At 40.8% G+C, this 24,104-nt stretch carries 19 protein-coding genes, 3 tRNA genes and 1 pseudogene; 20 read left to right on the forward strand and 3 right to left on the reverse strand.

Annotated elements, in window-relative coordinates:
* Window positions 1–16 precede the first annotated feature (16 nt).
* Window positions 17–1,744 carry a zinc ribbon domain-containing protein gene (locus tag BN3282_RS05215; RefSeq protein WP_059067211.1) on the reverse strand — a complete coding sequence of 576 codons (1,728 nt, stop codon included), beginning with the start codon at window positions 1,742–1,744 and terminating at the stop codon, window positions 17–19.
* A 208-nt stretch (window positions 1,745–1,952) separates the two neighbouring features.
* Between BN3282_RS05215 and BN3282_RS05220 the strand changes: the two genes are divergently transcribed.
* From BN3282_RS05220 to BN3282_RS05275, 12 genes are all read left to right on the forward strand, one after another.
* Entirely contained in the window at window positions 1,953–3,068 is a 1,116-nt protein-coding gene (locus BN3282_RS05220) for a LysM peptidoglycan-binding domain-containing protein (RefSeq protein WP_059067213.1), read from the forward strand.
* 54 nt (window positions 3,069–3,122) lie between these two features.
* Complete coding sequence (locus BN3282_RS05225; protein ID WP_059067215.1) at window positions 3,123–4,316, forward strand: DUF5711 family protein; 1,194 nt, start codon at window positions 3,123–3,125, stop codon at window positions 4,314–4,316.
* An 8-nt stretch (window positions 4,317–4,324) separates the two neighbouring features.
* Window positions 4,325–5,143, forward strand: coding sequence for a CvpA family protein (locus BN3282_RS05230; protein WP_059067217.1), 819 nt, complete (start codon window positions 4,325–4,327; stop codon window positions 5,141–5,143).
* A gap of 114 nt (window positions 5,144–5,257) precedes the next feature.
* Window positions 5,258–5,330: transfer RNA gene (locus BN3282_RS05235), tRNA-Ala, on the forward strand.
* 183 nt (window positions 5,331–5,513) lie between these two features.
* On the forward strand, window positions 5,514–7,112 hold the full coding sequence (locus tag BN3282_RS05240; protein WP_082667482.1) for a xylulokinase: 1,599 nt from the start codon (window positions 5,514–5,516) through the stop codon (window positions 7,110–7,112).
* A gap of 91 nt (window positions 7,113–7,203) precedes the next feature.
* A complete protein-coding gene (locus tag BN3282_RS05245; protein ID WP_162858217.1) occupies window positions 7,204–7,689 on the forward strand; it encodes a spore coat protein CotJB in 486 nt (161 codons plus the stop codon).
* Window positions 7,653–8,264, forward strand: a complete 612-nt coding sequence (locus BN3282_RS05250; protein ID WP_059067220.1) for a manganese catalase family protein — start codon at window positions 7,653–7,655, stop codon at window positions 8,262–8,264. The genes BN3282_RS05245 and BN3282_RS05250 overlap by 37 nt, the downstream gene beginning before the upstream one ends.
* 245 nt (window positions 8,265–8,509) lie before the next feature.
* Window positions 8,510–8,971, forward strand: coding sequence for an IS200/IS605 family transposase (tnpA, locus tag BN3282_RS05255; RefSeq protein ID WP_059066847.1), 462 nt, complete (start codon window positions 8,510–8,512; stop codon window positions 8,969–8,971).
* A gap of 296 nt (window positions 8,972–9,267) precedes the next feature.
* Complete coding sequence (locus BN3282_RS05260; protein ID WP_242866603.1) at window positions 9,268–10,431, forward strand: DUF3810 domain-containing protein; 1,164 nt, start codon at window positions 9,268–9,270, stop codon at window positions 10,429–10,431.
* A gap of 28 nt (window positions 10,432–10,459) precedes the next feature.
* Entirely contained in the window at window positions 10,460–10,978 is a 519-nt protein-coding gene (locus tag BN3282_RS05265; RefSeq protein WP_059067222.1) for an RNA polymerase sigma factor, read from the forward strand.
* Window positions 10,962–11,483 carry a hypothetical protein gene (locus tag BN3282_RS05270; protein ID WP_059067224.1) on the forward strand — a complete coding sequence of 174 codons (522 nt, stop codon included), beginning with the start codon at window positions 10,962–10,964 and terminating at the stop codon, window positions 11,481–11,483. Before BN3282_RS05265 ends, BN3282_RS05270 begins: the two co-directional genes overlap by 17 nt.
* 107 nt (window positions 11,484–11,590) lie before the next feature.
* Entirely contained in the window at window positions 11,591–13,942 is a 2,352-nt protein-coding gene (locus tag BN3282_RS05275; RefSeq protein ID WP_059067226.1) for a transglutaminase domain-containing protein, read from the forward strand.
* 214 nt (window positions 13,943–14,156) lie between these two features.
* Here the strand turns inward: BN3282_RS05275 and BN3282_RS05280 are convergent.
* Window positions 14,157–15,531: pseudogene (locus BN3282_RS05280) on the reverse strand (transposase).
* 171 nt (window positions 15,532–15,702) lie between these two features.
* Between BN3282_RS05280 and BN3282_RS05285 the strand changes: the two are divergent.
* From BN3282_RS05285 to BN3282_RS05295, 3 genes are all read left to right on the forward strand, one after another.
* Entirely contained in the window at window positions 15,703–17,088 is a 1,386-nt protein-coding gene (locus BN3282_RS05285; RefSeq protein ID WP_059067228.1) for a DUF6612 family protein, read from the forward strand.
* A gap of 110 nt (window positions 17,089–17,198) precedes the next feature.
* A tRNA-Glu gene (locus BN3282_RS05290) sits at window positions 17,199–17,270 on the forward strand.
* A 52-nt stretch (window positions 17,271–17,322) separates the two neighbouring features.
* A tRNA-Cys gene (locus BN3282_RS05295) sits at window positions 17,323–17,394 on the forward strand.
* A gap of 212 nt (window positions 17,395–17,606) precedes the next feature.
* On the opposite strand, the gene BN3282_RS05300 is transcribed toward BN3282_RS05295, so the two are convergent.
* Window positions 17,607–18,332: a GntR family transcriptional regulator gene (locus tag BN3282_RS05300; protein WP_059067230.1), complete on the reverse strand. Its 726-nt coding sequence runs from the start codon at window positions 18,330–18,332 to the stop codon at window positions 17,607–17,609.
* Window positions 18,333–18,577: 245 nt separating this feature from the next.
* On the opposite strand from BN3282_RS05300, the gene BN3282_RS05305 reads away from it, so the two are divergent.
* The 5 genes from BN3282_RS05305 (at window position 18,578) to BN3282_RS05325 (ending at window position 24,103) form a co-directional block, all read left to right on the forward strand.
* The gene (locus BN3282_RS05305; protein WP_059067232.1) at window positions 18,578–20,134 is read left to right on the forward strand and encodes an amidohydrolase; all 1,557 of its coding nucleotides are present in this window, start codon (window positions 18,578–18,580) and stop codon (window positions 20,132–20,134) included.
* Window positions 20,135–20,147: 13 nt separating this feature from the next.
* Window positions 20,148–21,407 carry an MFS transporter gene (locus BN3282_RS05310; protein WP_059067234.1) on the forward strand — a complete coding sequence of 420 codons (1,260 nt, stop codon included), beginning with the start codon at window positions 20,148–20,150 and terminating at the stop codon, window positions 21,405–21,407.
* A gap of 2 nt (window positions 21,408–21,409) precedes the next feature.
* Complete coding sequence (locus BN3282_RS05315) at window positions 21,410–22,393, forward strand: SIS domain-containing protein (RefSeq protein WP_242866605.1); 984 nt, start codon at window positions 21,410–21,412, stop codon at window positions 22,391–22,393.
* Between the two features lie 17 nt (window positions 22,394–22,410).
* Window positions 22,411–23,286 carry a PfkB family carbohydrate kinase gene (locus BN3282_RS05320; protein WP_059067236.1) on the forward strand — a complete coding sequence of 292 codons (876 nt, stop codon included), beginning with the start codon at window positions 22,411–22,413 and terminating at the stop codon, window positions 23,284–23,286.
* A 343-nt stretch (window positions 23,287–23,629) separates the two neighbouring features.
* A complete protein-coding gene (locus tag BN3282_RS05325; protein WP_059067238.1) occupies window positions 23,630–24,103 on the forward strand; it encodes a complex I 24 kDa subunit family protein in 474 nt (157 codons plus the stop codon).
* Window position 24,104: the final 1 nt, after the last annotated feature.

Raw genomic sequence — 24,104 nt, forward strand, 5'->3', positions numbered from 1 at the left:
TGCTGCACCCGGTTCTTTAATACATTTCTTCAAGCATAAGGGAAAGAAATTCATTTTTCTTACAATTTTCTTCCAGAGCATAAAGATCCATGGAATCCTCATAGTCATACATATCCTCGTAGTCCATGACATTATATAATTCACTGCTGTCCGGTATCTTAGGTGTATAGTCAGAATCGTTTGTATATGTCATATGGATAGAGCCCAGAGAAACATCATTGCTGAGAATAGAAAATGTATACTCTCCGCCATCTGCATTAGATGCGACAGCGACCTCAAGTCCATATCCGTAAAGATCGGAAGACATATCACTGCTCACTGCCAGGGTACCGTTGAAATAGCCATCTTCTGCAGATTTAAGGTCATAGTTGGAAAGAGTGAATTCCCCTATAGTTTCACCATAAGATTCCAGTGTAAAGGTTCCGTCGGCAAGGCCCTTTTTGATAGAGCCATTGCCTTCTAAGAGAACATAGTCTCCATATTCACTGGCAGGATCTCCAAAAGATAGAACACAGGCAAATTTATCTTTTTCTCGGGTAGTCTGATAATTGAAAACTTCCATAGTTTCTTCGAAATTAGAGACAGTCAGAGTTCTTCCGATGATCGCCCCGTTTTTATCTACCCAGACGTCCATTTCGGCTTCTGCTTCATCCAAAGCGCCGTATTCTTCAATCTCTATTATAGCGTTATCGAGGCTTTCTATAAAAGAGTCGTAATACGCTTCTCCATCATAATAGTCGTCATAATAATCATCGTCATAATAATCATCATAATAATAGTCGTCATCATAATAACTGTTGTCATAATACCCGTTACTCATCATGCTGCAGTCTCCCAGCCACACGATATAATCTTTTAGATCCTCGTCTTTTTGTGCTGTTTCCAGAATGTCTACAAACAGATCCTGCAGCTGGCTATCGTCCATTGTAACCGTCAGATGAGTGGTTTTCTGTGCTATACCGTCTACTTTCAATTCATCTGTTTCGCGTTCTACATCTTCTACATAGTCCAGCATGGTCTTGGCATATTTACTGAAAATAGGAGACAGATTAGCAGTATCCGGGATGTCGGTCAGAATGGATAAAGATCCCAGAGAGGCCTCCGAATAGGCTTCCTCATCTATCCAGAGATATCCGGAAGAAATCTCCGGGATCTGGATATAAGCTTCTTCATATTCAGAGTCTATCACGGTATTGGCGCTGACGATACGGTCTTTGCCGGAATAGAGTGCTGCCTCTGCACCCATCAGATCATCCGTCTGTCCATAATTCACCTGGAGTTCCAGCTCGTTGAGCCCGTTTGTAATCATCTCTGCATCATAATTTCCTATACCTAGAAGCGCGATCCCTGCGTCGTCTATATCTACGCCCATAGTGATAGAAGAAGAATCGCTTTTGTTGGAAGCTGTTTTTTCAAGTATTGCCGCATTTTTATCAATATATGCCGTTTCAACGGCTTTATAATAGTCGACGGGATCAGTAAATCTGGCTTTGAACGCGTTCGTCTTTGTCATGGCGAATGCGCCGACAGAGACGATCAAAACCGCGCCGGCAACGACACAAGGAATAATGATCTTTTTCTTGCTGCCAGGCTTTTTAGGAGAGGGGGCAGCAGTATGCAGCGTGCCGGAGGGGGCGGCTGTCTGCTGTGAAGCCGTCTGTTTTTGCTCCGGAATAGGAGTACCGCAGCGGGGACAAAATTTTACTCCTTCCGTTAATTGTGTACCGCAATTTTTACAAAACATTCCTTTTTCCTCCTTATAAACATTTCTCTTTTTATAATTATATATGAAAAGAAAAATCTGTTCAATGTAAAAAAGGGTGATGGAGCTAATATTTTCCCGCTATGCGAACAGTTCTGTTCAATTTGTCGAACGCACCTGACACTAACTGCTAAAATCAGCCTGTTTTTGTATGCTATGCTAAGAAAAAATTTAAATAGAGGTGAGTATAATGGAAAGACAGATTCCAAAAAACGTGCGGCAGATCGGAAATGTCAGTGACAGCCCCAAAATCTATGTGGAAGATTATGTGGACACATTTTTTACACAGATATGTGACAAGGCAGAAGAGGGGCCTGTGGGGGCGTTTCTTATAGGAGATATGCAAAAGACAGAAGAGGATGAATATGTATACATATATGGAGCGATCCGTATGCACGATCTGAAACTTTCGGGCAAAGATTATGTGATAGATGAGGATACATGGAAGAAAGCATACGAGGACTGCAAGCAGTATTTTGAAGACGGCGAAATGCTTGGCTGGTTTGTGGCTCATGCGGGCGTACCTTTGACGCCGGAGCACAGCACGATCAAACTACATAAAAAGTCATTCCCAAAGAAAAACACGGTCTTTATCATGAAAGATCCGATTGAAAAGGACGAGATTTATTATGTACATAAACTAAACGATCTGCTGGAGATTGGCGGACATTATACTTATTACGAGAAAAACCCCTGCATGCAGAACTATATGATCTCTGCAAGAAAGAAAAATGGGGTGTGTCCCTCGGAAACTGTTGAAGATAGAGCTGCAAAGGACTTTCGTAGTATGGTTAGAAACAGGGAAGAAAGCCAACAGCAGAAAAAAGCAAATCGTCTGATCTATGCGGTAAGTGCATGTCTGCTTTTGGTCGTGATCATCATGGGAGTCACCATGGTCAATAATTTTGACAAAATGAAATCTGTGCAGACGACACTAAAGCATCTGACAGATACAGCGGCAACAGATACAAATTCTATGGAGATACAGGAAACGAGCGGCGCTGTGACTGCTGTCACAGAAGAAACAGAACAGAAAGAAACACAGCAGAAAGAAGCACTGCAAGATATAGGACAAGCCGGCGGTGTGCAGGAAGGAGCGGAGGATACGCAGGATACAGAAGAAGCAAAAGCACAGTCCGGGGAAAATGGCGGCGATGGAGTCTATGTGGTAGAAGAAGGAGATACACTGGCGATCATCAGTAAGAAGATGTATGGCGATGTAGATCATGTGGAGGCAATATGTAAAATGAACGGGATAACAGACGGAAATCTGATTTACGTAGGACAAAAATTGCTATTACCCTAAAATGATGTTATAATCGTGGAGAAAAGATGAAAGATAGAAATTAAGGGGAATTATATGGCGCAAAAGAAAAAACCATATCTGCAGGCAGTAAAGTCTCCGGATATGGAGGCGGTCAAAAAAAGAGAGAAGAAGCATCGTATAGAAAAGATGAAGAAGATCATCGTGGTAGTCGGACTGCTTATTCTTGCCATGATCGGGACGTTTCTATTGCTGAAAAATAAATCGTATCAGACTGCAAGAACAGCGGCAGAGTATACGCAGGAGACTTCTGACAGCAATCGCTATGCGGTATTTAAAGACAGTATCATTCGCTATAACAGAGATGGAGTCGTACTGCTGGATCATAAAAATGAGGAACAGTGGATACAGCCTGCTCAGTTTCAAAGCCCTGCAGTCGATATAAATGGGGAAACTTTTGCAGTGGCAGATATCGGCGGAAATACGATCCAGGTCTTTACACAAAAAGGTTTAAAAGGCGAGATAGAGACAAACCTTCCGATTGAAAAGATGACTGTGTCAGAGCAGGGGATCGTGGGTGTACTTTTAAAAAATGAGAATACACCGATGATCATGGCGTATGACGCAACAGGAAATATTTTGGTAGAGCATCAGGTGACCGCAGGAAATGCCGGGTATCCTACGGCGCTTGAAATCTCAGATGACGGAATGTTGCTGGCAGTTTCTTATTTGTGTGTAAATGGTACAGCTATGCAATCCAGGGTCGTATATTATAATTTTGGGGAAACCGGAAAAGCAAAAGCAGATAATGAGGTCAGTGAAGAAGAATATGCGGATTCAGTCATAGGAGAAATCTTTTTTATGGGAGAAAGCCGGTCGGTTGTAATCGGCGATCATTTTTTTACAATTTATGAAGGCACGGATATTCCGAAAAAGAAGAAGGAAATCGAAATCACACAAGAAATAAAAAGTGTATTTCATACGGATAAATACGTAGGATTTATCCTTTTAAACAAGGAAAAGTCCGGCTATGAAGTCCGGCTGTACGATAAAGACGGAAAACAGGTGATGAACCGTGGATTTACGGGAGAGTACAGCAAAGTAAAAATGGACGGTGACGAGGTGATCCTGTATGAAGGCTCAAAATGCTGTATCATCACAGCCACGGGGATCATAAAGTTTCAAGGAGATCTAAAAGTGGATGCACAGGAAATCTCACATGCGTGGGGAATAAATAGATACTATGTGATGAGCGCGAACGGACTGCGCGTAATATACTTGACAAAATAGGAGAACATATGGATAATTGGCTGTTGATCATTGTCGGAGTTATTTTTTTAGTGAGTATAGTGGCAGGATATATCCGTGGGGCTTTAAAGATCGGATTGTCTTTGATTTCTACTATCCTTACAATTGTCATCGTGATATTCTTGTCACCTTATGTGGCTGATGTGCTTCAGAAATATACGCCTGCGGATGAGATACTTGAAGAAAAGGTGGTAGAAGCATTTATGCCGGAAATCTCAGCAGAACAATTAAGCGATATGGAGTTAAGCGGCACGCCGCTGGAAGGATTGCAATCTGACGAGATCCAGAAATTAAATGAACTGGATTGGGACATGCTGGGGATAACTCCACAGGATATTTTAGGTGTTATTGGCGAAATTCCGAAGGACGTACAGATTCAGGAGATTGAAAAAGCGCCTATTCCGCAGTTTTTAAAAAATGCATTGATAGAAAATAATAATGCTGCTATTTATGAGGAACTAGGAGTGGATACCTTTCCAGAATATGCGGCGGCGTATATATCCAGGCTGGCAATGCGTATTGTATCGTTTCTTGTGACGTTTATATTAGCGATCATTATAGTAAAAGCACTGATGGTTGCAGTGCATATCATTGGAGAACTGCCGGTGATCGGCTTTTTTAATCATCTGGGCGGAGCTGTGCTCGGAATATTTATCGCGCTTGTTATCGTATGGCTTGGTTTTCTGGTGATCACTGTCTGCTATTCCACCGCGGCGGGAGCGGCATGTTTTGAAATGATCGAAAAGAGCCCGATCCTTACATTTTTGTACGAAAAGAATATTTTGCTCAGTAAATTACTTTCGTTTTAGTAAACAGCGCGCGATAAAAACAGATAAAAAATTATGCCGAAAAATTAGCGGCGGGATATTGACAAATCTTCCGGTTGTATGCTATTCTATTGAAGTTGAAAAAATCAGTCACACGGGGGATTAGCTCAGTTGGGAGAGCGCCTGCCTTGCAAGCAGGAGGTCACGAGTTCGAATCTCGTATTCTCCATTAAAAAAATAGGACAAATTCTGAAGACAGAAATAAAAAGAGACCGCTTTTGTAAGCAGGTCTTTTTTTGTTGTATGGAGTTCTATCTATATATGTTGTAAATACAGTTCTGCTTCTCTATAATAGAAAGCAGATACAGAGAGATTTCTATTGAATAAGCAGACCATGGAAGGAGAAACGTATATGGATGGAAAAATAAGAGCGGAAATTGTAAATGGAGAATCCATACTTGGGATAGAATTTGGTTCGACCAGGATCAAAGGAGTACTGATCAATGGGGAGAACATGCCTATTGCATCTGGAAGTTACGAGTGGCAGAACCGGTTTGAAAATGAGATTTGGACTTATCATATAGAAGACGTATGGACAGGGCTCCAAAGCTGCTATCAGGATCTGTGCAGGAATGTTGAAGAAGAATATGGCGTAGAACTCTCACAGATAAAAGCTATCGGGATCAGCGGGATGATGCATGGATACATGGCGTTTGACAAGACGGGCAGGCTGCTGGTGCCATTCCGTACTTGGCGCAATACGATGACGGGACAGGCAGCAGAGGAACTAACAGAACTGTTTAGCTATAATATTCCGCAGAGATGGAGTATTGCACATTTGTATCAGGCGATCTTAAATGAGGAACCCCATGTAAAGGATATTGCTTATCTAACGACTTTGGCAGGATATGTACATTGGAAACTGACGGGAGAACAAGTTTTAGGCATTGGAGAAGCATCGGGGATGTTTCCTGTGGACACAGTGAAAAAACAATTTCACACGGAAATGTTGGACAAGTTCGATGAAAAGATCGCAGACAAGAAGTATCCTTGGACGATTCGGCAGATACTGCCGAAGGTGCTGCTAGCCGGCGAAGAGGCGGGAGCCTTGACGGCTAAAGGGGCCGCGCTTCTGGATCCTTCCGGAAGACTGAAAGCAGGGATCCCTATGTGCCCGCCGGAATCAGATGCCGGAACGGGAATGACTGCGACGAACAGCGTAGCGAAATGTACAGGGAATGTGTCAGCGGGAACATCTATTTTTGCTATGATCGTATTGGAAAAAGAGCTGGATGGCGTGTATCCGGAGTTGGACATGGTGACAACGCCTGCCGGAGAATTGGTGGCGATGGTACACTGTAATAATTGTACTTCCGATATTAACGGATGGGCGAAGCTTTTCCGTGAATTTACCGAGGCAGTGGGGGCAAAGGTAGACATGGATACACTCTATACCACGCTTTTTGCGAAAGCCTTAGAAGGAGAAGCGGATGGCGGCGGGCTCTTATCTTACTGCTATTTATCCGGGGAGCATATCACAGGCTTTGACAAAGGGTGCCCTTTATTTGTGAGAACGCCAAATAGCCATTTTAACCTGGCTAATTTTATGCGTGTCAATCTTATGACGACACTAGGCGCCATCCGGATGGGGATGGATATCCTATATGAGAAGGAAAATATAAGAATAGACAAGATATACGGACACGGCGGATTTTTTAAAACGCCGGAGGTCGGACAGCGGCTTCTCGCGGCGGCTGTCAAAGCGCCGGTGTCTGTTATGGAAACAGCAGGAGAAGGCGGCGCCTGGGGAATTGCCCTGTTGGCAGCTTATCGGATGAGACGTGGAGAAGAGGAGACCTTGGAGACATTTTTGCGTGACAGGGTATATCATACAGCAAAAGAAAATACATGCGATCCGACAGAAAAGGATGTCGTAGGGTTCGAGAAATTTATGCGGCAGTATAAAAACGGACTGGCGGTTGAAAGAGCGGCGGTAGAGAATCTTTTATAAATATAGGAGAATTTTTCTAAACTAAAAACACTCTTACATGCAGACACTAAAAGTGCCGGCACAATTATTTTATACAGAAAGGGTGGTTTTTATGTCGGAGAAAAATTTGGCGATAGCGACAGTTCCCGTGCAGGAATGGGGAGATTTATATCTAGACCGGGAAGCTTTAAAAAAGGGAACGATCTTTAAAGCGTTAGATAAACCGTTTTTTGCCGCGGAGGAAATGACAGAAGGGGCAGAACAAGAAGCGGCAGAAGGAGAGAAGTTGGATCCTCGGCAGACAGAACAAGAAGAAATGTTGGGAAAGATTCAGGAACTCAGTTTTGTATTGGATGATCTGACTTTATATCTGGATACACACGAACAGGATACGGCGGCATTACAAATGTTTCTAAAAAAGACCGGTGAAAGAAAAGAACTTTTGCAGAAGTTTGCGGAAATATGCGGACCATTGACAAGAGACTGCTGTTCAGAAGACAAAGAAACAGAATATTTTGGTTGGCAAAGACTGCCAATGCCGTGGGAAGGGGGATGTACTTTATGTGGTATTATGAAAAAAGACTCCAGTTTCCTGTAAAGATCACAAAGACATGTCCCAAGACGGCACAGCTTATTATCAGTCAGTACGGCGGACCGGATGGGGAATTGTCGGCGTCCATGCGATATTTGGCGCAGCGGTATTCGATGCCGGTCAAAGAAGTCGGAGGGCTGCTGACAGATATAGGTACGGAAGAATTGGCGCATATGGAAATGATCTGTGCCATGGTGTACCAGCTTACAAAAAATCTGACTATAGAAGAAGCAAAGACGGCAGGGTTTGACGCATATTATATAGACCATACCAGTGGATTGTGGCCACAGGCTGCGTCATCGCTGCCCTTTTCGGCGACGGAATTCCAGTCTAAAGGCGATGCGGTCACAGATCTGACAGAAGATCTGGCGGCAGAGCAAAAAGCCCGTACAGTATATGATAATCTTCTTAGGATGATAACCGATCCGGAGGTCAGAGAACCATTGAAATTCCTGCGGACAAGAGAGATCGTTCATTTTCAGCGCTTTGGAGAAGCACTGGAAAAGGTAAAAGAAAAATTGGACAGTCAGAATTATTATTATTTTAACCCAGAATTTGATAAGACACTTTTTCGAAAATAAAACGAGTTGTGTTTTTATTTTACGTGGAAGCCCGGCGAGATTGTAAATGTCTCGCCGGTTTTTCTTTTTAATAGGGGTCGGATAGACCCAGTTGAGTACGTTGGAGTTTCTCAACAGAGAAACGGAAACGTGCGAAATATAATCCACCTGCTATGCGGGTGCGCGACGTTAGTTATACAAAAAATCACCTTTCCTTTATAATAGAGGTGTTCAGGCCACTATTAAAGAAAGGAAAGGTGATTTCAATGGCAAAGCAAACGAATTCGCTCGCACATACGAAGTGGATGTGTAAGTATCACATCGTCTTCACCCCCAAGTATAGAAGAAAAATTGTTTATAATCAATACAAAAATGATTTGCGGGATATATTGAAACAATTGTGCAGTTACAAAGGAGTGGAGATATTGGAAGGGCATCTGATGTCAGACCATGTGCATATGCTGGTAAGTATACCGCCGAAAATCAGTGTATCATCATTTATGGGATACTTGAAAGGAAAAAGTGCGCTGATGATGTTTGACAGACACGCAAATTTAAAGTATAAGTTTGGGAATCGTCATTTCTGGTCGGAAGGATACTATGTGAGCACAGTCGGATTAAATGAAGCCGCGATAAAGAAGTATATACAAGAACAGGAAAAAGCGGATATTATGCAAGACAAACTCAGTGTGAAAGAATATGAAGACCCTTTTAAGGGTCAAGGCTGAGTAGTACAAACACCCCTTTAGGGGCAGCGACGAGTCAATAGCAATGTGGCTTGAACGGAGCCGTGGGAAGGCTACAAAGGGTAGACTTCCCATGGCGTAAAAAGAGAAAGCCAGCGCCTTGAGGCGCGGCCAAGTAGGGCGGGCTTAGAGCCCGCGTCCCGAGCCACCCGTTTTACGGGTGGGGGCGACTCTCATTATTTTAGCTTCAATTGCGCGAATATTTCTTTTTCTTCATATAAATATATGATAAAATAATCATAAACTTATAAAAAAATTTCAACATGCAGATAAACAATATGAAAAACAAGGCAAAAAGAAAAATGTTCCGCAAAAGAGCTAAAAAGGATAGGAAGATTTATAGATATGACGGTTATGCTGCTGCGGCTGCGATCCTTTTGGTATCCGGCGTAATTCTTCTCGTGTGCGCGGCTTGCAATGACAGAATGGCACAGTGGTATTCCACGCATGTCTATTTTTTTCTGGTATCTTTCCTGGGAAGGGTATCCGCTCTGTTCCCATTTTCTATGGCGGAAATTTTGCTGTACATACTTCTTGCGCTTCTGTTTATATCTACTGTTCATATGATTGGAAGGATGCTGACCGGAGGGAAAAAAGGAGTCCTTTTTTATAGGTGGTTTTCCAGGGTATTTTTAGCAGCAGGCATCCTTTTATTTCTCTATGTGACCTGCTGTGGGATCAATTACCACAGAGGATCTTTTTCAGATGAGGCGGGAATTGATATCAGAGAATATAGTACAGAAGAATTGGAGGAAGTCTGCCTCTGGCTTACGAAGGAGGTCAATATAAGAGCGGATAAAGTTCCAAGAGATACAGAAGGGAGATTGCAGTTAGAAGCTGAAGAAAAAAAGTCCACTGCTCTAAGAGCAGCAGAGAAAGAATCTGTAAAGGCTATGAAAAATCTAAGCGGCACATTTTCCTGTCTCCGGGGATATTATCCGCGCCCTAAAGGACTGCTCGTTTCGGAGATACTCTCTTATCAAGGACTGACAGGAATGTATATACCGTTTACTATAGAAGCCGGTTATAATGCGGATATGCTGGCATACAACATACCGTTTACACTCTGTCATGAGCTTTCTCATCTGCGTGGATTTATGCAGGAACAGGAGGCAAACTTTATCGCGTTTCTTGCCTGTACAGAGTCACAGGATATGGTGTTTCAATACAGTGGGTATCTGTCTGGGTGGCTGTATTGTATGAATACACTATATGAGGTATCTCCGCAGAAGTGGCAGGAAGTGCGAGGGGAACTGGCAGAGGATGCAGAAGCGGATCTGGCAGCAAACAATATATTTTGGAATACATATGACGGGACAGTCGCAGAAGTAGCGAACAAAGTGAATGATACCTATTTGAAAGTGAACGGACAGGCAGAAGGAGTATACAGTTATGACAGAATGGTAGATCTGATCGTGGCATATTTTTATGAAAGGCTGTAACTTTTACAGGAGATGAAGGGTATTTTATATGAAAGGACTGGTACAGGAAAGATATAAAATAGATACAGAAAAGGCGCTTTTAGAATATGGAGACATGGTATACCGTATCGCTGTGCTTCAGATGAAGAATAAAAGTGAGGCGGAGGATGTTTTCCAGGAGGTGTTTCTGCGGCTTGTAAAATATAAGAATCGCATTGAAAACGAAGAACATTTAAAGGCATGGCTTATCCGTGTTACGATAAACTGCTGTAAGAAACAGTTTGACAATGCATACAGAAGAAAAACGGTGCCTTTTGTATCAGAGCCGGGGAAAGAGATGTCTTATGAGATGGAAACGAAAGAGCACAGTGTATATGAGGCTGTGCAGGCGCTTCCTGCAGACTACAAGAATGTCATACATTTATTTTATTACGAAGAATATACGGTGAAACAGATCGGTGAGGTACTGAATGTGTCAGAGTCATTAGTAAAGACAAGACTTTCCCGTGCCAGGGCGAAGCTAAGAGAAGTACTGAAAGGAGAATTCGGACATGCAGGAGCAATATAAAAGTGCAAATGATAAAATTCACGCTCCCCAGGAACTTCTAGAGAAGACGAGAAAGCAGATGCGAAAAGAAAAGAGCAAAAGAAAGGTATTCTATATCGTCAGAAACGGTGCCGCTGTGGCTTGTCTGTGCCTGGCGATCTTGGGAACTTGGCGATTTGCGGCAAGAGACAAGGTATACGTAGAAGAGATACAGGTCGCCTCTGCGCAATGGAATATTGAAAGAAATCTGGGAAAAACGGACACAGACAAAACAGGAGAAAACGCAAAAGACAGTGAAAAAACGGAGGGAAATATAGAACTTCACACAGGGGAAGAAAAGGATATCGCTCCGCGGGAATTGTGGGATGTCAAGCCCAGCAAAGTAAATGGCTGTGAAGTGCATATCGGCAAAACAGGAGAGTCAAAATGGTTTGCGGCGTATAAAAAGGAAGGAAAGTATTGTTATTTAAAGGGAGAAGATATTTCGTATGAAGATTTTTTGGCATATTTGAAAAAACAGCTGTAATTGCTGTAACCTTTTGCAGGGATGCGAGGTATTATAAGCAGAACACGGATCAAGAACATGTCTTTGTACAGAAGGAATGGAACTAAAAGCAGCAGAGAGGTGAGAAAGTGAAAATAAAATATGCTAGATATATTTGTACTGCAGCAGCAGTCATGCTGATAACAGGATGTTCTGCCGGCGGCAGCACCGGAAATGACAGCACAAAGAAAAACGGCGCAGTCATGGAAACCAAGAAACTCGCAGAAAAGACGAAAGAGAAATATGCACAGGACGAGAAATATGAATATACAGAGCCTATAAAAGATGTAGGACGGGATGAGAAGCTGACGCTGCAAATGGGATTTGACATTAAAGGCGGAGAGTTTACAGAGTATACACAGATTGTAAATGTGTATAAAGATGCGCAGCTTACGCAGGCTGTCGGCTCCCATTTTGAGTGGGATGAGGAAACCCAGGTGCTGTCTGTCACACCGCCCAGATGGGAGACGGCGGGTATCGCCAGTATAGATCTGGGAGAAGAAGATCCAGGGTATCATCCGTCAGACGGCACATTGTTTGACAAGGGAGAATTAAATGACTGGGGCAATCTTCCTCAATATTATATGGTGCAGTATGTGGACTGCGAGACGGGAGAAGCGCTTGCCAAACCGAAGGTGACTGTTTTTAAAGTAAAGCATGAGGTGGAGAAGGCGCCGAAAGTTAATCTGACAATAAGTGAGGATGGAAAGCCTGTATTTACATGGAAACCTATAAAAGGGGCGGAGCGATATTATGTGATGTCTCTGGTCTATAATGAAGACAGCGGTTTCTCCGGAAGCGGTCTGGTGCGGGCAAGTACAGACGAAACAGAGTGGACACCGGAGTCTAACGGACAGTTTGTTACGTATGCGGTGTCTGAGGCAGACAGAAGCGAGCAATATTATATAAAAGAATATGGAGAGGGAACAGAAGCTATTCCGAGAAATTCGGAATACGATACGTATTACTGTGTGATCGCAGCGTCAGAGGATGGGACATCGGCGATCAGCAATACATTTGATGTGAAGGATATAGCCAGGAAAGTTCCTTATACCGAAGAAGTGGGAATGAGTCTGTCGGAGGAAGGTTCCAACTATACAGAAGGTTTTGAAGAAATGCCTGCGTATAAATGGGTCACGATGTGTGACGGGACACTGGTGCAAAAACTGGTGAATTATGATTTTGATAAAGCTAAGCAAAAGACAGAGACCTGGGGAGAATATGAGAAGGCAGATATGTCGGATCTAAGGCTGGTGGAAGTAGATATCGTAGAAATACCGTATACCATAGACGGTACGGATTTTACAGGCACAGTGGTTGTGGAAAATTACGACCCGGACACATGGGAAGAGGATTTGGAGGAAATACATAAACGGCAGGAAAAATTACGCGGCAAAGGCGGAGCCATTGATATTGAAATGACAGAGGAACAAGAGGAAGCGAAAGAGGACACAGAGCAAGTACAGGTTACGGAATATCCTGTCACGGCAAACAGCGCTTTGAGCGAGTACCTTGCCGTAAATATGATGAGCGGCAATATGGCGATCGATTTGTCTGAATTTCCGGAGAGCTCGGATCAGGAATATTTACTGGATGCCTGGGAGGAAGCTGTTTATCAGAATCCAATGGTGTTAGGCGTACAAAGCGCTTCAATCTCTGCGGACGGAAAAACATTGTCTGTGCAGTATGATATAGATACAGACGAGATTAGTCAAAAGCAGGAGAAAATTGCCGCTGAGGTCCAGAATGTCATAAAAGAGATCATTACAGAAGATATGACAGAATTGGAGAAAGAGCTGGCAATCAACCAATATCTGTGCGACACGGCAGAATATGATATGGATGCTCTGGAAAATGCAGAAGAAAATAATTTCGTCGGGGTGGATGAAAAATTTAACGATGCATTTACGCCATATGGTGTACTTTTAAACAAAAAAGGTGTATGCTCTAGTTATGCAGGCGCATTTAAACTTCTTGCGGATGCGGCAGGGTTGGAGAGTATCATAGTGACAGGAAATCTAGACGGCGATCTTCCGCATGCCTGGAATAAAGTAAAGATCGAGGGGCAGTGGCAGATTGTAGACAGTACGAATAATGATAATGAACTGATTTTCAATGCATTGTTGAATCTTCCGGATAATGCGGCGAAAAAAGTGCTGGTAGAAGATACACGATATGCATTGGATAGCAAAGTAAAAGAGTATGAGGCTTCTACCGATGAAAATGAATATTATCATATAGAAGAAAAATTTTATGGACAGGAAGAGATCGTGACCCCGGTAACAGAAGCATTAGAAGAAGAGGGGAGTGCAGTTTTCAGGACGGATTATAACCTTAATGACGAGGAATTTATGGAAATTGCTGAACAGGTTATCACCCAATATGGAAGCAGTGATGTAAGCGGCACATATTGGATGGGAGTGATATATTTAACTAACTAATAGGTAATTGCGAAACAAGTCCGCAATCCTGATTAAAAACAGGCAAAGGATCCTGTCATGCAGGATTCTTGAGATAGGAAGTGAAAATCGTTCATTTCTTGGCACAACAAATAAACCTCATGGGCTTATGAAGTTGGTAAGTCCTATGCTATGAGTGGTTTTAAACTTCGTATATATTGATGCTGGTGAATTTTATCAGCAACCATGACAGTTATTAACTGAGAAATTCCTGCAAGCAACAAATCTGCATGTAGTGTTTTCTCATTTTGGGTTTTACGACCGGCAATACAGAAACTGTCTTTAAAATGGTTGATTGATTTTTCAACGTTTACACGGATTTTGTAGGTCTCATCCCATTCTACGGAACCACGTTCCACACCGGGATAGGCACGCAGATTCTTTTCGGGGTAAATGTAAATCATTCTTCCACAGGAAGATGTGGTACAGGGGTTCTCACAGTGGCAGACACGGCGTTTCGTTTTGGTTTCGCGGTTGTATTCCCATTTCATTTTAGGGCATACAAACTTCATGCTGGGAAGTTTGCTTCTCAGATGAGATTTACTCCCTTCCCGTTTCATTGGAAGTGTGGAATCATGCGGACAGCAAGGAACACCATTTTCGTTGAAGGTGTAGCCATGTTCTTCCATTGATAGTTTTGTCCGGAGTGGAATCAATGCTTTTTCAAAGCCAAGATCATCCAAAAGGGCTTTGTAGATTTCAATGGTATCAAAAGCGGCATCGCCTAGAAAAGTTTTAGGGTTGATCAAAGGATGCTTCTGAAAGAAATCAATCAAAACAGGGAGCAGCGCCTTAGAGTCCGCAAGTGATTTATCTTCATCTGGCGAATCGGATTTCTTTTCAACAATGATATCAGGATGAGCATTTAGGAAATCTTTATTGTAGAAGGTAATATCGCGAACAATACCAAGACCATTCGTGACAATACCAAACTTATAGGCATAGCAGAAATGTCCGTTGATATACATCTGTTGGATAGCCGGGTTAGCAGCAGCGTGTGTGGGCATTGAGCCGTAAGCAGCTTTGTAAGGATCAAAGTTGTGAGCCTTTGCAAAGGCCTTTAACTGTTTTATGATACGGTTCGCGTATTTCGGATTATTTTCTGTCACCCATGCCTCAATTCCAGAAGTATCAAAGATGCTCATGGAAGCAAGGTTAGAATCAATACGTTGGCAGATCGGTTCAGTGATATCAACTAAGTGATCAAACATCGATTGTAAGTCCATAAGAAAGTCCTGTTTAAAACGGGTGAATTTTGAGGCATCAGGAACAACACGGAAGCCACAAAAATCCCGTAGTTCCTGAGAATATTTTAAAAATATGATCAGAAGAGTATCGGTCGGGATTGAGAAAATGCGCTGAATAAGGAGAGCCTTGATTATAGGATAAAGCTGATGCTTGCGAGGTCTTCCTGTAGAAGCGTGAAAATGAGTAACAAAAGAAACAGGAACAATTTCATCAAGATTAATGGTTTGGTCAAGTAGAGAAAGAAACTGATATTTGTCATTATCGAATTTATTTTGGCAATTTTCAAAAACTTCTGCCAAAGTGAGCTGCTTATATGTTATCATATAGGTACATCTCCTTTCGGGTGGTTGGTTTATAGTTTCTAGGCAACTCTATTTTACCACAATCCGTTGAGGAGATGTTTTGTTTTATAAAAGTTAAAATGCCGTATTTATGCGGCTTGTGGCGTTTCGCAAACGCCTATTAACTAACTAAAAGGAAAAGGAGAAAAATCTATGAAGAAGTATGGGAAACGAGTAGCAGCGACGGGTATGGTCGCAGTAATGACAGCAACGCTGTTGTCCGGCTGTGGAACAAAGGCGACGCCGGAAAATTTATTTAAGGATATGTCCGAGAATATGAAGGACATCAAATCCGCACTTTGCAGCATGAATGTGGAAGCATCCTTAACAGACGGAACAGATACTATGGGAATAGGTATGGAACTGGATGTAGAGGCTACGAAGAAACCGGAAGCGGCACATATTGAAGGGGATATTTCTATAGATTTTAGTGGATCCAGTATGAGTGCGCAGATGGAAGCGTATTCGATCAAGGAAGATGATACATATGTATCATACAGCATGATCGAAGATGAGTGGTCTAAGGAAGAAATGGACGAAAGCGAAATCGATGTGCTCAGCGAGAACATGTTTGGCGGTTTTGAAGATATGGCAGATGATTTTGAATTATCAGAAGATCTGACAGATGTAGAAGGTGAAGAATGTTTTGAACTTAAAGGAGAGATCAAAGGAGAAAGTTTAAACGGACTGTTCGATGAAGAGATGATGAGCTCATTCGGTTTAGACGGAGTCATGGATGAAGACGCTTTAGAAGATGTGACGATCCCATGTACGGTAGAAGTCTACAAAGAATCTATCCTTCCGGCAAGAGTGAACATAGACATGAAGGAAGTTATGGAATCTATGATGGGAGAAACCGGAGAAGATGTAGAAGTATCCGATTTCTATATAGAAATGACTTATGTAGAATATGATAAGGTAAAAGAGATCAAAGTTCCAGATGAGGCGAAAGAGGCAGTTTCCGGGGATGCGGCAGACGACTTTGACATGGACGAGGATGAAGGTACAGATAAAAAAGCAACGCCTGCGAAACAGAGCGGTAAACTGGGAGACAGTTGGGACAGCTATACAGTACAGATCAATGATACGGTGCTGACACTTCCTTGTGAGATGTCGGAACTTGAAGCGTTAGGTCTGACATTGGATACGAGCTACACACCGGCTAATTATATGGTCAATACAGGAGAGTATGAACTTGCCTATTTCATGGATGAAAATGGAAACCAGATCATGGTAGATGCTCTCAATACATCCGGTTCTGCGCTGGAATTAAAAGACTGCTTGGTTGGAGGGATTTCTGTAGATGATTATGGTCTGGAAAATGGCGGTATGACAGTGATCTTCCCAGGCGGAATCCAGATCGGCTCTACAGTAGAAGAAGTGACAGCAGCGTATGGTGCATGTGAAGATGTCTATGAAGGAGACTATATGGATATGTACAGCTGGTATGCAGAAGACAGTTACTATAACGGATGCGAGATTGATTTTGAGGCAGAGACAGGACTGGTTATGAGTATGTATATGGATCATCATGAATAGAAAAAGAGTTTAAGTAGATTTTTGAAAGAAACTTGAAAAAAAGGCTTGCAAAAGAGAAACATATATGCTAATATAAAAAACGGTCACTGCGGAAGCAGTGATTGTTTTGAGGCTCCGTGGTCAAGCGGTTAAGACATCGCCCTTTCACGGCGGTAACACGGGTTCGATTCCCGTCGGAGTCATTGATCGTATGTAAAAGGATGTAGACATCCTAAAGCAGCGGTTTTATGATAAGGCGCAGTAGCCAAGCGGTAAGGCGTGGGTCTGCAACACCCTGATTCACCGGTTCAAATCCGGTCTGCGCCTCTTGAAAAGAAGTTGTCGCTTCAACGATTGATAAATCGTGAAGCGGCAACTTTCTTTTTACATTTTTTTACCTACAGTAAGCAATTTCTTTCGTTTTTCTATTGGTGTTTTACAGTTGTTTCCTTCGATACAATCTTTCTTATAAGAGCGCTAATGCAAGGTCATGTAGGGGGAAGTATAGTGGATATTGGCTCCAGAACAATAAAAATAAGTTATGAATTGTCATAACAGAAACGGTATTTACTGCCACAGATATATTCATATCCTACATGAATAAGCTGATTGTGAATATCATACATTTCTGTATGAAAAAGAAACAGTGGGTCACCGGGGGAAATACGAAGCAGATTGGCTTGTTCTGTAGAAGCCTTTATAGCATCAATATAAGAATTCTGTGAACATCCAATGCAGATATTATATTTCTCACGCAAAAGCTGATATAGAGAGCTATCTAAAGGTTCTGTTAGCAAAAATGAAAATTTCTGGCAGGGATAATAATTGTTCTCGATCATAATAGGTATGGTATCTGCGTATCGGATACGCTGGATATAAACAATAGAATCTCCTTCAAAGAGCCTGCTATTATCCAAGTGATACTGTTCACAAGGTATGACTTCGCGTTTTGTTACAATAGTAGAAGCTTCCATTTGATTGGCTTTACACGCATCAGAAAAACTGAGCGTATGCTCTAATTTCCGAAAAATTTTGCGCTCTTTTACAAAAGTTCCCTTTCCCTGTTTCTTAATCAAAATCCCTTCATTACATAATTCAGTAATGGCACGTCTTATTGTAATACGGCTTACATGATATAGTTCAGATAATTCAGTTTCTGTTGGAATTTGCTGGCCGGAAATATAAATCCCTTTTTTTATCTGTTCAAATAAATCATTTTTTAACTGTTCGAACAGAGGAATATCGCTGGCTGTGTTTAAGTTCATAATAATATCACCTCACAGACATTATAATAACATATGATGTTTTATATGACAATATGAATTTGAAAAACATTATACAAGAAAGATTATATGAAAAACTGTTAAAAATGCAATAAAAATAAAAGAAAAAATATAAAAAATGGACAATAAAATGTGAATAGTAATGAAAATAGTATTAGATAAAGTAACAATATTGAATATAACGTTATAGAATGATATAATCAATACAGCAAAAAGGAGGTGGGAAAATGATAGAAAAAGCAGATAAGATATTTAAATCAGCCTGTATTTTTGATTCTGTTTCGGAAAAGGTATATCCGGGATATATAGCAATAAAAGGAACACGGATTCTTGAAGTTGGGCGTGGAAATATCCCAAGTAGATTGGTAAGTGCATCTACGGAAGTTGTGGACTATGGGGAGAGAACCATTTGTCCGGGTTTTGGTGATACTCATACGTTTTTTACGGGATATGTAGTGGATTATCTTGGCGAGGATTTGTCAGAAGTACTTAATTTGCAAAAAGTTATGGAACTGTTGTCAGAGAAAGTGAAAAATACCCCAGAAGTCATGGTTTTATTTGGAAATCATATACAAATGGAACTGGCAGAAAAAATAAATAAAGAAGGGGTACTGGAACAGATCCAAAGACCGGTTATTTTATTTACAGCAGGCCATGGATATTGTGCCATGAATAAAGTTGCAGAAGAAGTATTTGGATTTACACCAGATACATGTGGAAGTTCAGAAGCAATTTATAAGATCATGAAAATTTATTTGAACGACAGAGAGTTTATTATTCCACAGTTCAAGGCGTACATGTCTATGTTAAACAGACATGGAATAACATCTGTGAAAGAAATAGGATTTGACAATTTTTATGGTTTTACAGATATATTGGCAGAATTAGAACAGAAAGCAGAATTAAGCCTTCGGATTTCTTTTATGTCACAACCTGTAGGAAAGAAAATGGATTTAGAATATGGAAAAGAAATGAAGAGGAAATATCATTCTGATTTCTTAAGATTTTCCGGTTATAATCAGATGACAGATGGATTGATACTCTCGGAAGAGGCAGACTTGATGGAGCCATATGAAGGAAAAGAGTATTGTTGCAAAAAGTATATTGATTATACATTACTAGAAGAAGATGTACTTGCAGCAGACCGGGAAGGTTTCCGATTTACATTGCATTCTGAAGGAGACGGTTCTTTCCATAAAATTCTTCAGATTTATGATAAATGTGAGAAGGAAAATGGAAAATTGAAGAATCGGCATGGAATTACAGATTTGGAACTGACTGGCGCAGAAGATGAGAAGAAAATGGCACAGCTTGGAGTCTTTGGAGAGATTTATGCACAGGTCTATAAGTTGGATTCCTGTGAAAACTGGAAGAGAGATTATGATGAAAAACTGGGCAGTAGACGGAGCCGTTATATGAATTACCGTTCACTTGCAGATTATGGCGTGATTTTAAGTGGAGCAACAGATCTTCCAATGTTAATACCGGATATACCGGAGGCGATTTACTATGGATGTGGGACCTATGCTGCCGATGCTGCAGAACAGGTTCAACCAAAGAATGGTTTGACAATACAGGAAATGTTAAAAACATGGACAGTTGGAAGCCAGTATGCTATGGGGCAGGAACATATATTGGGAACTCTGGAAAGTGGTAAACAGGCCGATATTGTAATTTTTGACAGGAATCTGTTTAAAGCAGATATTAAAGAAATCCGGAAGGCACATGTTTTAAGAACAATATGTGCTGGGCGGGATGTTTATAAAGAAATGGAGAACAGTTAAAGGAGGGGTTGTGATGAGCGATCAAACAAAAGCACATTTGAGTGTAAAAACATTATGGGTACTTTTCATTCTGGGACTTGTAAATGCAGTTATGTATTGTTTTCCGTATATCAGATATGTATTTTATGATCAACAGATTGCAGCTATGGGAATCACGAATACCCAATCGGGAATTCTAATGACAATTTATGCAGCAGCAAATACAATCACATTGATTCCGGGAGGAATATTGGCTGATAAATGGTCAGTAAAAAAATGTCTTGTAGGATCCATTCTGGGTTCTGTAATTATCGGAATTATTTATGCATTGACAATGAATTTTGCAGTAGCCTGTGTATTATGGGCTGGACTTGGTGTATCTACGATCTTTGTATTCTGGGCAGCAATAACCAAAGCCGTAGGTCAGGTTGGCACAGCAGAAGAACAGGGAATGTGTTATGGGATTTATTATGCAGCCTCTGGTATTATTTCTGCAATTTTAAATGCGGTATGCTTACAGGTAAGCCATTTATCAGATGATCCGTCTACTTCCTTTAGTATTGCGGTATGGGCAATGGTAGCATTTACAGCAGTCGCATTAATCTTGACAATGATATTTTTTAAAGAAAAAAGTATTACAGAGACAAAATCTTCTGATGAAGAATTTAAGATTAAATATGTTGGTGAAGCACTAAAGAATCCGATGACATGGCTCTTTTCACTGATGGTATTATGTGCATACGGCTTGTATACAAGTGTATCTTATTTTTCACCATATCTGACAGATGTTCTTGGTGTATCACTGGTTCAATCATCCTTTATCAGTATTGTAAGAAGCAATCTTATGAATCTCTTATGTCCGATTGGTGGAATTATCATAGATAAAATTTTTAAATCTTCTACAAAATGGTATATGACGGCATTTGGAATTACAATTGTGATTTATGGCGGGGTATTGATAATGCCTTCTAGCATCAGTCCGGGACTGGCAACTATTGTTTCTTTATTACCAAGCGCAATTGGCATGATGCTTTACGGAGTAATTTGGTCAGGATTGCAAGAATGTAAATTTAAACAGGTATACGCAGGAACTGTAATAGGGATTGCATCTATTATTGGATATTTGCCAGACTCCTTTTACTATATTATTTTCGGAAAGTGGATGGACAAATTTGGAAATAATGCTTATCCGATGATTTTTGGGTTCCTGATGGGAACAGCTGTACTGGGTCTAGTTATAACCATTTTAATGAGAAAACTAATTAAGAAAAATAATAAGAAAGAAGGAATTTAAAAATGCATGCATCAGAATTTAATGTAGAAAACTTTGTAGATACGATTGAAAAGGAAAATGGAACAATCAGTGAAGTATATTTCGTGGCTTGCGGCGGTTCTTTAGTTGATCTTTACTCCTCATGTTACTTTATTAACTGCGAATCATCTACTATGACAGCAGAGTGGATCACCAGTAAGGAATTTGTTTTAACCCCTCCAAAGAAACTTGGAAAACATTCTGTTGTTATCCTCTGTTCACATGGTGGGAATACAATGGAAACTGTAGAAGCAGCAGAACTTGCTGTAAAAGAAGGCGCATTTGTCATTACATATACACATACACCGGGGAGTGCCTGTGACAGTGACAAATTCCATGCGATTGTTTATGACTGGGAACCGGAAACGTTACAGAAAGACAGGCCATTAGGATTAAATTATAGTATTATAAATGAGTTGATCCGCAGACAGGAGCCAGAGTATAAACTTTATGAAGGGATGAAGGAGGGAATTATTAAATGCGACGCAATCATCCGCAATGCGACAAAGAAGTTCCAGAATAAGGCATGGAATTTTGCAGAACATTATTATAATGCCCCATTTTTATATATTATGGCATCTGGTTCGGCATATGCACAGGCATACGGTTTTGCAATCTGTTCTCTTCAGGAGATGCAATGGATGGATTGCTGTTATTTTGATTCTGCAGAATATTTCCATGGCCCATTTGAGGTGACAGATAAAGATCATATTTATATCCTCTTAAAATCGGTAGGAAAGACAAGAATGATTGATGAAAGAGCGGAAGTGTTTTTAAATAAATATGCAGAAAAATATGAGATTATTGATGCTGCAGATTGTGGAATGGATGCAATTGATGCTTCCTGTGTAGATTATTTTAATGCTCCGTTATTCTATGAAATGAGCGTGCTATATCGTACCGCAATTCAGAATAAGAGTGGACACCCATTGGATATGCGTCGATATATGGGAGTGGTAGAGTACTAGGAGAAAGGAGAAGTAACATGAATTATGATGTAAGTGTGGTTGGCTTTGGTGACAACGTGGTAGATATTTATACTCACGAAAATGTGCAGTATCCGGGTGGAAATTGTGTAAATCTGGCAGTGTATGCCAAGATGTTTGGCGCAAAAAGGTGTGCTTATATGGGCTATTTTGGCACTGATAAAAATGCGGATCATGTTATTTCGGCATTAAGGGAAGAAAAGATTGAACTGGTAAAGTGCAAAAAAATTGAAGGAGAAAATGGTTATTCCAGATGTACATTAAAAGATGGTGATCGTGTATTTCTAGATTATAATGAAGGTGGAGTCCGTAGCAAGCATATTTATAATCTGGATGAATTCGATCTGGAATATCTTGCAGAATTTGATTTGGTGCATAGTGGAAATTACTGTTATATGGAGTCACAGCTTGCGAAGATTAAAGCAGCTGGGCTTCCATTATCCTTTGATTTTTCAGATGATTCTGAATCAGAATATTATGAAAAAATAGCACCATTAGTAACATATGCATTCTGCTCCTTTGATGGAACAGATGATGAAGTAAAGGAACATCTTAAGAAGATAGCATCTTATGGACCGAAAATTGTATGCGCTTCTAGAGGAGCAAAAGGCTGTATGCTTTATGCCAATCATAAGTTTTTTGAACAGCCAGCTTATCCAATTGAAAAAGCGATAGATACAATGGGCGCAGGTGATTCTCTTATTACTACTTTTATGGTAGGCTATCTTGATCGTAAGAAAAAGAATATGGATGATGACATAGCAATCAAAGAAAGCATAAAAGAGGCTGCAAAGTTTGCTGCAAAAGTATGTCAGATGGAAGGGGCGTTTGGACATAGAAAAGAAGTCCAGATAGATGCTCTGAAAACAGAATAAAAGAAAAAAACGAATCGTAATATATACTATTTTAAAAAATCAGGAATTGAGTAGGAATAGTATAAGTATAAAGTGTATCGTATCTGCCTCCTTTCACGGGTGATAATCGCTGTGATGGGAGGCATTTCTTATTATCGTTAATGAACTGCTCTCCTTTTTTGCAGTTTCATCCTTGTAACACGGTAAAAAATTATAAAAAGCACAAAAAAATAGAGCAGATAAACAGTAATAATGTACTACAAAAAATACATAAAAACAGTTGAATATTATATAAGATTACCATATAATAATTTTTAATTGATAATTTTTTAACTATAATGTATGAAAATAAGGAGGGATCCCAATGTTAGACCAAAGCTATTATGACAAGACGGATGAGATTATTGCGGAACATGGCGCCGAACAGGCATCTCTCATTCCTATTATCCAGGATATCCAGGCAGAGTATCGCTATCTTCCGCCGGAACTCTTAGATTATGTGGCGGGAAAGCTTGGAATCAATGAAGCGAAAGCGTATAGTGTGGCTACATTTTATGAAAACTTTTCTTTTGAGCCAAAAGGGAAATATATCATTAAAGTCTGTGATGGGACAGCCTGCCATGTGCGTAAATCCATCCCTATTTTGGAACGTCTGTACAGTGAATTGGGTTTATCCAGTGAGAAAGCGACCACAGATGATATGATGTTTACTCTGGAGACAGTCTCCTGCCTTGGCGCCTGCGGGCTGGCACCTGTGCTGACTGTTAATGACAAAGTATACCCGGCTATGACTCCGGATGCCGCGGCAGAGCTGATTCATGAATTGAGAGGAGCATAAG

The sequence above is a fragment of the Mediterraneibacter massiliensis genome, assembly GCF_001487105.1.
GTDB lineage: Bacteria > Bacillota > Clostridia > Lachnospirales > Lachnospiraceae > Mediterraneibacter > Mediterraneibacter massiliensis.

Excerpts from the sequence above, each read along its gene's own strand:
- BN3282_RS05215 (WP_059067211.1), bottom strand. The coding sequence starts at position 1,744 with ATGTTTTGTAAAAATTGCGGTACACAATTAACGGAAGGAGTAAAATTT.
- BN3282_RS05220 (WP_059067213.1), top strand. The coding sequence starts at position 1,953 with ATGGAAAGACAGATTCCAAAAAACGTGCGGCAGATCGGAAATGTCAGT.
- BN3282_RS05225 (WP_059067215.1), top strand. The coding sequence starts at position 3,123 with ATGGCGCAAAAGAAAAAACCATATCTGCAGGCAGTAAAGTCTCCGGAT.
- BN3282_RS05230 (WP_059067217.1), top strand. The coding sequence starts at position 4,325 with ATGGATAATTGGCTGTTGATCATTGTCGGAGTTATTTTTTTAGTGAGT.
- BN3282_RS05240 (WP_082667482.1), top strand. The coding sequence starts at position 5,514 with ATGGATGGAAAAATAAGAGCGGAAATTGTAAATGGAGAATCCATACTT.
- BN3282_RS05245 (WP_162858217.1), top strand. The coding sequence starts at position 7,204 with ATGTCGGAGAAAAATTTGGCGATAGCGACAGTTCCCGTGCAGGAATGG.
- BN3282_RS05250 (WP_059067220.1), top strand. The coding sequence starts at position 7,653 with ATGTGGTATTATGAAAAAAGACTCCAGTTTCCTGTAAAGATCACAAAG.
- tnpA (WP_059066847.1), top strand. The coding sequence starts at position 8,510 with ATGGCAAAGCAAACGAATTCGCTCGCACATACGAAGTGGATGTGTAAG.
- BN3282_RS05260 (WP_242866603.1), top strand. The coding sequence starts at position 9,268 with ATGAAAAACAAGGCAAAAAGAAAAATGTTCCGCAAAAGAGCTAAAAAG.
- BN3282_RS05265 (WP_059067222.1), top strand. The coding sequence starts at position 10,460 with ATGAAAGGACTGGTACAGGAAAGATATAAAATAGATACAGAAAAGGCG.
- BN3282_RS05270 (WP_059067224.1), top strand. The coding sequence starts at position 10,962 with ATGCAGGAGCAATATAAAAGTGCAAATGATAAAATTCACGCTCCCCAG.
- BN3282_RS05285 (WP_059067228.1), top strand. The coding sequence starts at position 15,703 with ATGAAGAAGTATGGGAAACGAGTAGCAGCGACGGGTATGGTCGCAGTA.
- BN3282_RS05300 (WP_059067230.1), bottom strand. The coding sequence starts at position 18,332 with ATGAACTTAAACACAGCCAGCGATATTCCTCTGTTCGAACAGTTAAAA.
- BN3282_RS05305 (WP_059067232.1), top strand. The coding sequence starts at position 18,578 with ATGATAGAAAAAGCAGATAAGATATTTAAATCAGCCTGTATTTTTGAT.
- BN3282_RS05310 (WP_059067234.1), top strand. The coding sequence starts at position 20,148 with ATGAGCGATCAAACAAAAGCACATTTGAGTGTAAAAACATTATGGGTA.
- BN3282_RS05315 (WP_242866605.1), top strand. The coding sequence starts at position 21,410 with ATGCATGCATCAGAATTTAATGTAGAAAACTTTGTAGATACGATTGAA.
- BN3282_RS05320 (WP_059067236.1), top strand. The coding sequence starts at position 22,411 with ATGAATTATGATGTAAGTGTGGTTGGCTTTGGTGACAACGTGGTAGAT.
- BN3282_RS05325 (WP_059067238.1), top strand. The coding sequence starts at position 23,630 with ATGTTAGACCAAAGCTATTATGACAAGACGGATGAGATTATTGCGGAA.